The 13,202-nt window shown below is 39.0% G+C and carries 13 protein-coding genes; 10 read left to right on the top strand and 3 right to left on the bottom strand.

The window, feature by feature from the left end; all coding sequences use genetic code 11:
* Positions 1-5: 5 nt before the first annotated feature.
* The 3 genes from H5182_RS04550 to H5182_RS04540 form a co-directional block, all read right to left on the bottom strand.
* Positions 6-389 carry a DUF1842 domain-containing protein gene (locus H5182_RS04550; RefSeq protein WP_145234995.1) on the bottom strand — a complete coding sequence of 128 codons (384 nt, stop codon included), beginning with the start codon at positions 387-389 and terminating at the stop codon, positions 6-8.
* Between the two features lie 227 nt (positions 390-616).
* Positions 617-1,900 carry a PAS domain-containing sensor histidine kinase gene (locus H5182_RS04545; protein ID WP_182759603.1) on the bottom strand — a complete coding sequence of 428 codons (1,284 nt, stop codon included), beginning with the start codon at positions 1,898-1,900 and terminating at the stop codon, positions 617-619.
* 8 nt (positions 1,901-1,908) lie between these two features.
* The gene (locus H5182_RS04540) at positions 1,909-3,258 is read right to left on the bottom strand and encodes a sigma-54 dependent transcriptional regulator (RefSeq protein ID WP_145234997.1); all 1,350 of its coding nucleotides are present in this window, start codon (positions 3,256-3,258) and stop codon (positions 1,909-1,911) included.
* Between the two features lie 344 nt (positions 3,259-3,602).
* Here H5182_RS04540 and H5182_RS04535 point away from each other — a divergent pair, with 344 nt between their 5' ends.
* From H5182_RS04535 to H5182_RS04490, 10 genes are all read left to right on the top strand, one after another.
* Complete coding sequence (locus tag H5182_RS04535; protein WP_145235000.1) at positions 3,603-4,853, top strand: HlyD family secretion protein; 1,251 nt, start codon at positions 3,603-3,605, stop codon at positions 4,851-4,853.
* Positions 4,854-4,870: 17 nt separating this feature from the next.
* On the top strand, positions 4,871-5,608 hold the full coding sequence (locus tag H5182_RS04530) for an ABC transporter ATP-binding protein (RefSeq protein WP_182732533.1): 738 nt from the start codon (positions 4,871-4,873) through the stop codon (positions 5,606-5,608).
* Between the two features lie 87 nt (positions 5,609-5,695).
* The gene (locus H5182_RS04525) at positions 5,696-8,131 is read left to right on the top strand and encodes an ABC transporter permease (protein WP_182759602.1); all 2,436 of its coding nucleotides are present in this window, start codon (positions 5,696-5,698) and stop codon (positions 8,129-8,131) included.
* A 188-nt stretch (positions 8,132-8,319) separates the two neighbouring features.
* A complete protein-coding gene (locus tag H5182_RS04520) occupies positions 8,320-8,781 on the top strand; it encodes a GNAT family N-acetyltransferase (RefSeq protein ID WP_182734589.1) in 462 nt (153 codons plus the stop codon).
* Positions 8,782-9,284: 503 nt separating this feature from the next.
* Positions 9,285-9,836, top strand: a complete 552-nt coding sequence (locus H5182_RS04515; protein WP_145235009.1) for a cytochrome b — start codon at positions 9,285-9,287, stop codon at positions 9,834-9,836.
* Between the two features lie 376 nt (positions 9,837-10,212).
* Entirely contained in the window at positions 10,213-10,887 is a 675-nt protein-coding gene (locus H5182_RS04510) for a hypothetical protein (RefSeq protein ID WP_182734591.1), read from the top strand.
* Positions 10,888-11,013: 126 nt separating this feature from the next.
* Positions 11,014-11,415: a hypothetical protein gene (locus H5182_RS04505; protein WP_182734592.1), complete on the top strand. Its 402-nt coding sequence runs from the start codon at positions 11,014-11,016 to the stop codon at positions 11,413-11,415.
* Between the two features lie 132 nt (positions 11,416-11,547).
* Entirely contained in the window at positions 11,548-11,931 is a 384-nt protein-coding gene (locus H5182_RS04500; RefSeq protein WP_182734594.1) for a hypothetical protein, read from the top strand.
* 442 nt (positions 11,932-12,373) lie between these two features.
* A complete protein-coding gene (locus H5182_RS04495; RefSeq protein ID WP_149981240.1) occupies positions 12,374-12,631 on the top strand; it encodes a type II toxin-antitoxin system Phd/YefM family antitoxin in 258 nt (85 codons plus the stop codon).
* The gene (locus tag H5182_RS04490; protein WP_145241241.1) at positions 12,619-12,918 is read left to right on the top strand and encodes a type II toxin-antitoxin system RelE/ParE family toxin; all 300 of its coding nucleotides are present in this window, start codon (positions 12,619-12,621) and stop codon (positions 12,916-12,918) included. The genes H5182_RS04495 and H5182_RS04490 overlap by 13 nt, the downstream gene beginning before the upstream one ends.
* Positions 12,919-13,202 lie beyond the last annotated feature (284 nt).

Below are 13,202 nucleotides of genomic sequence, written 5' to 3'. Positions count from 1 at the left end.
TCTATTTAGTCAATTAGAGTCACTTTGCATTGGTAGGTATTATCACCCACTGAAAAACTGCCTTTGCCATTCCATTGATTATCAACGCCAAAGCTTGCCGTAAAAGGTGACTGGTAACTACCAATTGCAGGTGGTGGAAAAGACACCACTGCTTGACCTGTTAGCGCGCCAACTTTAGTTACATCATTATAGCCAGTTGCATGCATATGGCCTGATGCGCTAGCGGTGAAATGAGGTGAATGCTGCGTTCCTTCTTGGATGCTGCCATTCGCTCGACCATTTAATGAACCTGTTTTTGGATCTACAGCAAACTGAATTTCCATAGAGCCACCACCAACAACACCAGATTGAAATTGTAATTTAACGAGATATAAGCTTTCATCAGACATTTTCTTGTTCCTTTTGTAGATTGCATTCGCACTGTTATATGGTTACTCAGTAACCGAGTGAAATTGTAGAATGACCACCACAAAAGACATATTACAGCGTATTACATGAAGTTGAGTTTGAGGGCGTACAGGTTTTTTTATCGTTGTTTTTTAGAATAGGGGCTGCTTTTACAAAGTATTCGCTGATTAAACTAAATGTTCTTTTTAGTATTTCTTTTCGAAGCTAGCTACACTGGCAATAGTATTGTTGCGACTGCACCTTGGTGTTTTTCTTTATTCGCTAAGCTCAAACTACCATGATGCTGCTCTATCACGTTGCGACAAAAGCTTAGACCAATCCCTTGACCTTGTTGTTTAGTGGTGTAAAACGGCACGAATATGTTATCGGGGTTGGCAAGGCCTTGGCCGTTATCATCAATGGTGATGCAGCTTACTTTTCCTTGCTTATGCACACCTAATGTTATTTTAACGGGCGGGGTGCTTGCTTCGATGGCATTTTTTATTAGATTGATCATGACTTGATGAATAAACGTGCGGTCGGCCTTAAAAGTTGCGGTGTCTGTTACGCAGCTAAATGCAACGTCAGGGTATATTGCGCACACTTGTTTTAAAAATGTGTCGGTGTCTATTGCTACTATATTAAGTGCCAGTGGTTTATTTATATCGCCATAGCGCGTGACAAATTCATTAAGATAATTACAGCGCTCACTTATAACATTAAGTGCTTGTATTTGTCGTGGCTCGGTGAGCTTCACGGCGAGATTTTCAGCCATTGCAGTAACTGGTGTGAGTGAGTTGCGAATTTCGTGACCGAGTACGCGAATAATTTGCTGCCATGCTTGCAGTTGGCTTTCGCGAAGGGCTGAGGTGATGTCGATCATAACAATAAGTTGATGACAGCTGCCTTGCTCTATAAATTCACTGTGGCGTATTTGCCATTGCTGGGCTGTAATAACATCGCTAAATTGCCAATGTGCGTCTTGCTTTGTAAGCCCTAATTGTTCAGCGCTTGCATAGCGTAAGGTTTGCCATTGAGTCTGTTTAAATTCGCTAAACGCATTATTGGCATAACTGAGCTTATTATGTTGATCGAGCACCATGATCGGCACATTAAAATGCTCAATTAATTGGTACACCAAAAAAACATGCTGATCGTATCGCGACTTCTTTTTAAATAACTCTTCACTTAACTCAATCAAGCTTTGTTGTAATTGGTGAATACTCCCCGCCTGATAGCTGGGCTTAACGAGCTGGTTATAATCTTCGTTTAAAATGGCATCTAGGTGGGCGTAATTGCGGTTAAAGCTGTTGATCACTTTTTTATAGGTACGAATAAACAGCTTAAGATAAATAGCTAAAAATAGGATTGAGATAACGGCAGAAGTAACAACAGATAAAGCAAAATATTGGCCAATAAAATAGCACCCCAACGCTGCTAAAGTGCTACTAAAAAATGCAAAGCCAATTAAACTGCGTTCCAGCGATGAGTGATAAAGACAACTAAGTTTCATACTGCTTTTCATACGGTAATCCCGTATTTTTCAAGGCGACGATACATAGAAGATTTACCTAAACCTAATAATTTAGCGGCGTTAGGAATATGGCCTTGGGTCTGCTTGAGGGCTAAATCAATTAATTGGCGCTCTGCGTGCTCTAGTGTCATTAGTGGTAATGTGTTATTGATTTGACTGCTGTGCAGGTTTAAGTCATCGGCGGTCAATGTGTCGGTTGTTGCTAACAATATTGCCCGTTCAATCACATGGCTTAGCTCGCGTACATTGCCCGGCCAAGTATAGTGGTTTAATTCCTGTTTAGCGCATTCACTCAATGTAAGTATGGTGCTTGAGTATTTTTTAGCATGTAAATTTATAAAGTGCTCGCACAAAGGCACTATATCTTCAATGCGTTCGCGTAGTGGCGGTATTACAAACTCCAAAGTGTTTATCCGATAGTATAAATCTTCTCTAAACTGGCCTTGTTTTATCAGTGTGGCAATATCGCCATTGGTGGCACTGATCAAGCGTACATTGGTTTTTTTAGTGTGACTCGCGCCAACCATCTCAAACTCTTGGCTTTCGAGTACCCGTAATAATTTTGCTTGTTGTGGTAGTGGTATATTGGCTATTTCGTCTAAAAATAAACTGCCGTTATCGGCCAGTTCAAAGCGGCCAATGCGCTCATTTTTAGCATCAGTAAACGCACCTTTTTTATGACCAAACATTTCGCTTTCAAATAACGATTCAACAATAGCCCCCATATTCACTGCAATAAACGGTTGTGTATGGCGCGTTGACTGCTGATGAAGCCATTGTGCTAATTGGCTCTTACCCGTACCATTTTCACCGGTTAGTAAAATGTTAGCATCGGTTTTAGCCACCTTAGCTAACTGACTTATCAGTTGTTGCATAGCGTGTGACTGATACACAAATGCAGGCGAGGCACGATCGTTAAGCTGTTGCAGCAACTTTTGATTTTGTTTGTTTAACTTTTTAAGTGTGAGTTGCTGATCGAGCAATTTTAATAAGCGCTGGTTTTGCCATGGCTTTTCAATAAAGTCACACGCACCGTGTTGCATAGCGCGAACCGCTAGATCTACGCTCGACCACGCAGTCATTGCGATGACAGGGATATCTAACTGTTGTTTATGTAAGTGCTGTAAAAACGCCAAACCTTCGTCACCTGATGTGGTGTCGCGGGTAAAATTCATATCGAGCAAAATAAGGTCAATCGCTTGGCTATCTTTAACTACTGCTTGCGCGCTAAAAGGTGAGTCGCATTCGAGCACTTGGTAGCCGTTATCTTCTAAAATAAAGCGCGCGCTTAGGCGGATTTCGGGGCTATCTTCAATGATCAAAATAGTGGCAGGCATAAACTTCCAAATAGGTGAATAAGCACAGGTTGATTGTAGCGTATAGCGATTTCTATGCCAGTGATTTTATTTTTGTATTTCAGCTTGTTAGCTATTTAAAGGTGATTTCAGTAGGTGTTCCAGTCCGATTGCGGACTGCTTGCGTCCGATTTTGGGTTAGCGTGTCTGTCGAAGTGAAAGCCTTTAACTAGGGCCAGTCTCAAATTGATACTGAGGAGTCCGGTATCGCCGCTCAATAAGAATTTTTAAATAGTACATACTTGTAATTGTTTGTATTTATTGATTTTTAATGTTGGCACGTGTTTCGCTATAGCTTAGATATACAAAGCATAATGCGGTGCAATATGGACATAGTAAAAACAAAAGTAGTCAAGCAGTTATCGCTTTGGCATAAGCTAATTTTATTACTGGCTGTTATTTTAATTGTGGCAGTGATTTATCAGCGCAGCAGTCAAGTAGGTGTGTCAGTATCGCGCAGTAATATTATTATTAGTGATGTACGCCAAGGCGCGCTTGCGATTACGGTTACAGGTTATGGTGAACTTAAATCTGCGCAGCAGCAATTGCTTACGGCAAAAACGTTGGCCACTGTGCAGGCTATTTTATTAAAACCAGGCGCAATAGTGACCAGTGACTCAGTGATTGTGCAGTTAGCCAATCCAGCGCTTGAGCAACAGCTCGAAAATGCGCAGCAAGAACTTAATAAACTCAATGCTAACTTACGCCAGTTAAGATTAAACAATACTCGCGAGTTATTAAACGAGCGCTCTCATGTGGCGCAAAGCCATGCCGCTTACGAAAATGCCAAACTAAAATTAAAAGCTGAAACCAGTTTGGTTGAACAGGGCATAGTCTCAACGCTTAATTATCAGCGTAGCGTGTTAGACGAGCAACAACTTCGCCAGCAATTAGCAATAGCTAAGCAACGTTCAGAGCAACTAAAAGCCGTACACATAGAATCTGAAAACATTCAGCTTGAGCAAATTAAACAGCAACAAGGGTTAGTAGTTATGGCACAAACACAATTGGCCAATCTATCTGTAGTAGCGGGAATGGATGGGGTATTACAGCGTTTACCGATTGAGCTTGGGCAAAGCGTAAATGCAGGGCAAGAAATTGCGCTTATCGGCTCGGTTGATTCATTAATTGCAATTATTCAAGTACCACAAAATCAAGTAGATGATATTCGGTTAGGGCAGCTCGCAGAAGTAGATACACGCCGCGGTGTTGTTATGGCAAAGGTGTCACGCATCAGCCCTGTGGTGAGTAATAATACAGTAGAGGTAGAGTTATCGTTGCCTAAAGAGCTCCCTGAAAATGTTCGGCCGCAATTAACCGTCGATGCCAATATTAAGGTCGCACAGCTAAAAGATGTTACTTATATCGAGCGCCCAGCAAACGTAAAACCGCACAGTGTAAGAGATCTGTATCAGGTAAACTCACAGCAGCAAAGCGCACACTTGGTTGATATCAAATTTGGTCGCGAGGCTGGGCGCTTTATCGAAATACTAAGCGGCGCACAGTTAGATCAGCAATTAATTATTTCAGATTTAACCAACCTTACTCGCAGCAATAGCGAAATTCTAATTAACTAATGAACAGGACAAAAATAATGACAGAGCAAAAAATAACGAACACCCAAGCCGATGTCGTATTAGCAATGAAAGGAATTAGTAAGGTATTTGAAACCCAAGAGTTACAAACCTATGCACTGCGTAGTATTGATTTGTGTATTTATCGCGGTGAATACTTGTCGATATCGGGGCCATCTGGCTGTGGTAAATCAACATTACTTTCATTATTGGGTTTACTTGATATGCCAACCAGCGGTGAATATTTAATTGACGGTAAAGACGTCTCTGCACTTTCGCTAAATCAGGCTGCTGAAATTCGCAATGCAAAAATAGGATTTATTTTTCAATCATTTAATTTAATTGATGAGTTAAGTGTGTTCGACAACGTGGCATTACCACTGCGTTATCACCACTGTAAACCAAACAAGCAAATGATTGCTGAAAAAGTAAAAGCGTGCCTTGAAAAAGTAGGGCTTGGGCATCGTATGAGTCATAAACCTAACCAATTATCTGGTGGACAGCAACAACGCGTGGCGATAGCCCGAGCGCTGGTGACTGAACCGGCAATATTATTAGTTGATGAGCCAACGGGTAATTTAGACTCAAAATCGGGAGATCAAGTTATGCACGTATTAAGTGAGCTACATGCAGCCGGCACCACTATTTGCATGGTGACACATGACCCGCGTTACTGTGATATGGCTACAAGGCAACTAAAGCTATTGGATGGTGAGATGCTAGGGGCTGTGGGTATAAAAGATCAGCTAAGTGCTTAAATAACCTGTTTAGTGAGAGTAAAATGGAATATCCAAAAATAATAAAACGTCAATGGCTATTAAGGGATAACTTAACGGAGTGCCATAATGACTTATAATTTAAAAAATGCATTACTTAATATAACTAATCATAAAGTTTACAGTTTAAGTGTTGTAGCGACGTTAAGTATTGTTTTAGCTGCATTAATTACTGTATTAACACTTGCCTATATTATGCTGTTAAAACCATTGCCATACCCTGAGCAAATGCGGTTAGTAAAAGCTGAATATGCTCAAATAGACCAAACCGGGGCGCTTAATACCCGCGCTTTTAATTACCCTGCACTGATTGATTTATATAAAAATCATAACTTATTTGAGCAAGCTGCGTTGGTGTATTACGGTGAACAACGCCTTGATGATGTAGCGGGCTTACCCATAGTAAACACCTCATTTGTTACCCCTCAGTGGTTTGAAATGTTTGCAATTAAGCTACATTTAGGACGAGGTTTTACGCAAACCGAAGCTCTTGATAGTTTTAACCCCGTTGCCGTTATAAGTTATCGAACATGGCAAAATGACTTTGCCAGTAAAGAAAACATAATAGGTCAAACACTTAGTGTGGGCGCTCAGCAATTCAAAATTATAGGTGTGGCTGCAGCCAACTTTAAATCGCCTGCACTTATCAAAACAGGGCAGGTCACTGACGTATGGTTGCCGTGGGATTATAATTTAACCTCTGCAGAGGCTAAACCATTTTGGTGGAACCGTTACTCGCGCAGCCATTTTGTGGCTAAATTACCAAGCGATGTAAGCATTGAGCAGGCGAGTAAAAGGTTATCGCAGTATGTGGATGATGTATGGCAACAGCATATTACGACCGAAGCATTCTTTGCAGGTTGGCATATCGAACTTGAGCTAAACACCTTGCAAACAGTAATATTAAAAGAGACACCGCAGAATATTTATTGGCTCATTTTAGCTGTAACGGGGTTGGTTATTATTGCCTGTGTAAACATTAGTAACGTGTTTATTGTAAGAACTGCAGCGCGTAAACACACATTAGCACTGAGTGCGGCGCTGGGCGCAACACGGTTTACTTTGTTTAAACAGTTTTGGCTGGAGATTGCCTTGCTAATAGGCTTAGCAAGTATAATAGGCCTTGCGTTAGCGGCGATTTTTTTAGCAACCTTAAGCGATTTTGCCATGGCAATATTACCGCGCGCCAATGAGCTTTCTATTAATGCAGTATCATTCCTTATCACACTGGTTAGCGGCTTAATATTAACGACGCTGTTCGCTTTTTTATGTACGCGAATAGTAAATTACCAACAACTGATAAGTAGTTTAAAGTCAGCAGGAAAAGGGACGACAGTGCAGGTGGGCAAGCGCGTATGGCAAGGCTTGGTCGCTTTTCAAGTAGCTGTAGCGTGTACATTATTGTTTATTAACTTTTTAGTTTTTAGCGTTAATAAAAGTAATATTGACGAGGCTTTCACACTGCCACTTGAGCAATTAACGAGTTTAAAGGTTAATGTAGCAAGCCATGTAGCGGCTGATAGAGACAAAGCAAATCAGCTATTAGAGCAAGTAGCTAACGAGCTTGCTTTACTGCCAGAGGTTAGGCAAGTAAGTCGTTCATCATCACCTATAAACGATAATTTAATTACTTGGTCATTGGTTGAGGTAGCAAGCAATCAAAACGTATTACCTTATGGTAAATCAGTTGATGAGCAGTATTTTTCATTACTTAAACAACCCGTATTACAAGGACGTGGTTTTACAAACGAGGATACTAAAAGTAATGCGAATGTTATTATTATTAATGATGTACTAGCAGAAAAATTATCAAATGATGGTAATGCATTGGGCATGCATTTGAGTTTTGATATAACTTCAGGGCGCGAAAATGATTTAGTAATAATAGGCATAGTTAAAACAATGCTTATACCGGGGAAAACGTCGCTTGAGCCTAAAGCTTATTTGACTCGTGCTGGTTATAATTCATTTATTATCGAGTTTAAAAGTGCTCAGCACTTAACAAAAAATACGCTTAACACCTTATTACAATCTATTGATTCAGGCTTATCAGTTCATCAATTAGCGCCATTAAATGCACAGCGCGATACAGCACTGTTTCGTCAATATGTAGTATCGGCGACAACGCTGATGATCATTGCTGCCACTATTGCCTTAACCAGTATTGGTTTGATAGGTATTATGCGCTACTCAGTGTTATTAAGGCGTGCTGAAATTGGTATTCATTTGTGTGTTGGCGCAAAGCCACTGGCATTGTTTTTGTTAGTATTTAAGCAAAATGGCAGCGCAATCGTAACGGGTATAATACTCAGTATTGCGTTATTGCTGGCTTTACAACAACCACTACAACTGATTGCGGATGGAGTACCGCAAATTATGCAGCTTGGTATGTTATTCATGACTTTATTGTTTGTAATTAGCCTTGGCGCACTGGCGTGTTATTTACCTTTAAGTGCCCAGCTAAAGCGCCCTGCAATTTACGGTGTACAAGGATCACAACAGTAAAGTGTGTAGTTTAGGAGGGACTGATTGAGTAAAAGGCTTAAATCAGCTCCTTCAACTAGCTCTTTTAAAAAACACTTTATAAAATTTGGCACGTTGATAAGTTAATAATAATTATAAATATGGTATGGGCTGAATGTTATTATCTGCAATCTATACAACTAAAAATGCTACAACAGGGATTTCAGTCAATGATTGCAAAGTTAGATAATGCAAATGAGGCAGTCGCAAAGCAAATTTACACCACCTTTCAACGCTCTTATAAAATAGAAGCTGAATTAATAGGTACGCAGAATTTTCCGCCTTTATCGCGCACTGTTAATGATATACACAATTCGCAAACGCTTTTTTATGGATTTTATGACGATACTCAGCTTGGAGGGGTTATTGAACTGGTAATTATCAATGAGCGATTAGAAATTAATAGCTTAACGGTTGACCCAAAGCATTTTAGAAAAGGCATCGCCGAAAAGTTAATCCGCTATGCGTTAACTAACTTTATTGAAACAGCATCAACAGCGATAGTTGAAACCGCAGTAGTTAACGAGCCCGCTATTAAGTTATATAAAAAGCATGACTTTGTTGAGTTTAAAAGATGGACGCCCGATCACGGTATTGAAAAGCTAGCCATGATTCGAACTGGCATTGTTTGATTCAAAAGCCACAGTGTAAAAAACGTTGTAAATTCAATTTCTTTTCAATTATTAGTTTAACTAGCAAATACTTATCGAAAGGTAACCAACGGTTGTTATTTTGTTATGCCAATCACTTAAGTTTATTTTAAGTTTTACTGTTTACGCTTAACCAACCATATTTAAACATGATTTTTGAAATACAAATTTTATGTTTTAGATCACTAAATACTTAGTAACGATAGGTTACTGTATGTGGAGTATTTAATACGTACAAGGGTAGAGGTTACCTCTTCAAGCTCTCAAAACATAAGAGGTAGGTTGATGAGTAGCCATGTAATACCGATCGACTTAAATATTTAACCATTCTAGCGAGCTAAATAAAGCGCTAACTGCGTTATGATTTTTTCAAGTAGAACAACTACATGTCAAAATTTATGCCTTGTTATCACTGTATTTATCTGTCGCTATAAATGGTCAGTAACTTAACACGATTGGTATAATTTCATTTTTCGAGAGGCATTATGAATTTAAAAAACACGACAACTCATTACAATACGCTCTCCATTGCTTTGCATTGGCTTATGTTCATATTGATTGTAGCTGTTTACGCAAGCATTGAACTGCGCGAATTATTCGACAAAGGGACTACAACCCGAGATGCCTTTAAAATGTGGCATTTTATGCTTGGTTTATCGGTTTTAGCTTTAGTAAGCGTTAGGCTAATTGCTCGCGTAGTGGGTGGCTCGGCTCCTGATATAAAACCAGAACCAGCTAAGTGGCAAAATAACCTGGCCAAACTAGTGCATGTTATTTTGTATGGTTTCATGTTTGCTATGCCTATTGCGGGATGGTTAATTTTGAGCACGGCAGGCAAACCAATTCCGTTTTTTGGTCTAGAGCTGCCGCCATTGGCCAGTAAAGATTTAGACTTGGCTAAAACCATCAAAGAGCTGCATGAAACCGCTGGGGAAGTTGGCTATTACTTGATTGGATTACATGCCGCCGCCGCCTTATTCCACCATTATGTTTTATCTGATAATACGGTTGCACGAATGCGTTTGCCGAAAAAATAACAGCGAATAAAAATTTAAAAAAGGGAGATTCAGTCTCCCTTTTTTAATTTTGCTACTTTCTGTTTGACTTAACGCTATTGCCACTTTGACGAAGTTCGGCTAATAGTGATAGCCAGACATTGAAATTGACTAAATATAATAGCTAATTAAGTGCTCAAACTATTGTTTGCGCACATATTCAAGGATATGAGCGGCGCGCGTATATTGTTTCATTTAGCTTTGCTTAAAGATAATAGAAAACTTAGTGATAGTAATACCTTAGCTAATTTGTTAAAACTGTGTAAAGTATTAATGTGAGTGTGGTCGGAGTAGAAAGATGTGCGTGTCGCATAAATACTAAAATGTTATAAGCTTTATCCAACTTTAGAGTGATACGATGAGTGATTATCAAGATTTATGTGAAATGTATGGAAGAGAAGCAAGTGATCCTGATTTTATAGATGATTTGGTTGATGAGGTTTCAAGAGATTCTAATTTAGATGAAGATGACTATGAATGGTATGAAGAAAATGAGAATAAGGATCATCATGATTTATTAACGGAACAACTAGACAGTGTAGATCAAATTTTGAATTTAACTGTTCCTGACGATGCAAAGTTTAGTTTCCTCGTAATGATTCATGCGCATGTTGTATCAGCTATAGAGGGTTATCTCGCTGGGGTATTTATTCATCAAGTATGTAATTCTGAAGTACTCACTAGGAAGTTAATTGAAAGTGATCCTGAATTTTCTAAACGAAAATTTACATTAAGAGAAATATATCAAGAGCAGGACGCTTTAAAAGTTACGGTAGCAAGTTATTTAAAAGACTTAATATTTCATGATTTGAAAAAAATTAAACCGATGTATAAGTCGGTTCTTGGATATGAATTGTCAAATCTATCATGGTTGTTTAAAGCTGTTGAATTACGTCATCACTGTGTTCATCGGGCGGGTTATGACAAAGAAGGCAATAAAATTGATCTTTCAGTTGAATCAGTTTCAGACTTATTTATGCAAGTCCATAAATTAGGTGAAGACATCAATGAAGCTATAAAAAATATTAGGTGACAGCTTATAACAAACAATTTAACAAGGACAAAAAACAGTTGGCTTTTGCTCCTTCGTCGCTTATTTTAGCCAACTATTTTTAGCCTGTTAATTGGGCATTGGTATCAATTTATCAACGGAGGTGTGATGAGTACAGGAACATACGAGGAGCCTCTTCCATGTGGAGGTAAATTGAAGGTCACAAAGTCTTCATGGGAAATTTCTTATTATTTCTCTGGTCCTGATATGAGATACAACGGTACATTTGTTTCTGTTCTAGGAAGGGAAATCAATAAATATATTGCAGCGTTTAATGAAAACTGGGAAGAGTTTGAGAAACTAAAAGCAACTATTCCTAGTGGTGGTGATTTTTCAAAGCAAGGTAAGATGAATATGTATATTCGTATCGGAAATTTCGCACAAGGAGTGTGTATTAATTCTTATCATATGCCAATCAACTCAAAACAGCAGCTAAAAAAGTTATTAGATGGATATCAATATGCATCTAAAAGAGCTCCTGAAATACAAAGCTTCTTAGCAAGTTTGTAGAGATAAAACCTAACAATCGTATTAAATCTGACATCTCATATTTTCCGGTTTTTTGCTTAAGAGAAAATGACGCAAAAAAGCATCCAACATGTTCTGCAGTTTATGCGGGTGTGTTAAATTTCAGGAGAAACAATGAAGCTCATTCTAGTAACAATCCTTTCGCTAGTATTTTCTGCTAGCACTTTAGCAAGTGAGGCAGTTGAACTTCGCCACAAAGGTGTGGAGGCAGCATCGAAAGGTGATTTTGCATCAGCTCAAAAATACCTAGATCAGAGTGCAAAACTAGGATTTTACACAGCACAAGTTGAGTATGCATATTTGCTAGAGTCTAGCCCTGTCTCAGTACAAAATAGTGTTGAGTCTTATGCTTGGTACAAAGTGGTTATTGCGCGAGCAGGTACTGACACAGAGTTCGCAAAAGAGGGTTTGGCTCGGCTAACCAAAGCAATGTCTGAGGCAGAGTTAAACCAAGCAAAAGAAACTACCACAAAATATATTGAACAATATGCCAAGTAAAAATTTAACACATATGAGCCTGAACTCATTTCATAGGCACTTGTGTTCTATTTGACAGTTTTTATACAGCGACGGTCAATTCTAAATCAACTCTAATTCGATAAGCAAATTCGTTTACTTCGTCTGTCGATGCGGCTGTTAAGCAAGTAGCTTACGGCAAACACATATAGAGGCGCTTTTATCGCAGCCAGGTTTTTCCCATATCCTTTTGGGGTCACTGGGGCACTACGACCAAATGGATTTAGAAGGTAGAGCGAAGCAGTATGCCAGAGCCGAGACATTCATCGGTTAACTTCATCATGGCACTACTCAAGAGGGCTGGTTTCATCAATCGAATATGTCAGTCTAGTTTAGTCTAATTTTAATCTACAGGCTCGTTAGCTGTGTTTCCTAAATTGCTTACTCAGTGCTACTATAGTGATACATTTTTGTGGAGGTTATTATGAGAGTAGAGTTAGTAACAACATTGAAACGCCAAGCGACGAAAATATTATCTGAGCTGCATTTAACTAAAGAGCCCGTATTAATCACCGAACATGGGCAACCGTCAGCGTATCTTGTTGATGTTGATGACTTCGAATTCATGCAAAAACGTATGCAAATCCTTGAGGCGTTAGCTAAAGGCGAGCAGGCAATAAGTAGAGGAGAAACTACGTCTAATATTGAAGCTAAAGAGAAAATGAATAAATGGCTGAAATAATCTGGACAAATCCTGCTCTGGAAGATCTAAACGATATCGCTGAATATATTGCATTGAGTAACTTGCTGTCAGCTAAAAAGTTGGTGGCGAAAATCTTTGCTAAAGTTGAACGCCTTGAAGAGTTCCCTGAATCAGGGAAAACACCGATTGAACTATCAAATCTGAATTACCGTGAAGTGATAGTTAATCCTTGTCGTATATTTTACAAAATAGACAATGATAAGGTTTTTATTTTACACATAATGAGACAAGAGCGTGATTTACGTAAGTTCTTGTTGCAAATGTAGCTTACACTAATCGGGTAGCCTGAGCTCTTTCAACATCACCCATATGCGCTTTTTATTTACAGTAAGTGCAGTGGGCGGTTCACCTCCTGTAATCACGATGTACTGATAAGGCTAGGCACTTACCACCTAAAATAAGCCACTCAAACACCTGCAAAAATGCCAATTAAAACAACACCAAGCCCTCTTTTTATATTTTACGTGAAAGCCAGTTGTCGATTGAATCAAAATAGCAACTGGGCTATGGTTAATGCATCAATAAAAATAAATTAAAAACGAGTTATTCT

It is taken from the genome of Pseudoalteromonas sp. SG44-17, from assembly GCF_014164235.1.
GTDB lineage: Bacteria > Pseudomonadota > Gammaproteobacteria > Enterobacterales > Alteromonadaceae > Pseudoalteromonas > Pseudoalteromonas rhizosphaerae.
This window is presented reverse-complemented; position numbering and strand designations above follow the sequence as displayed.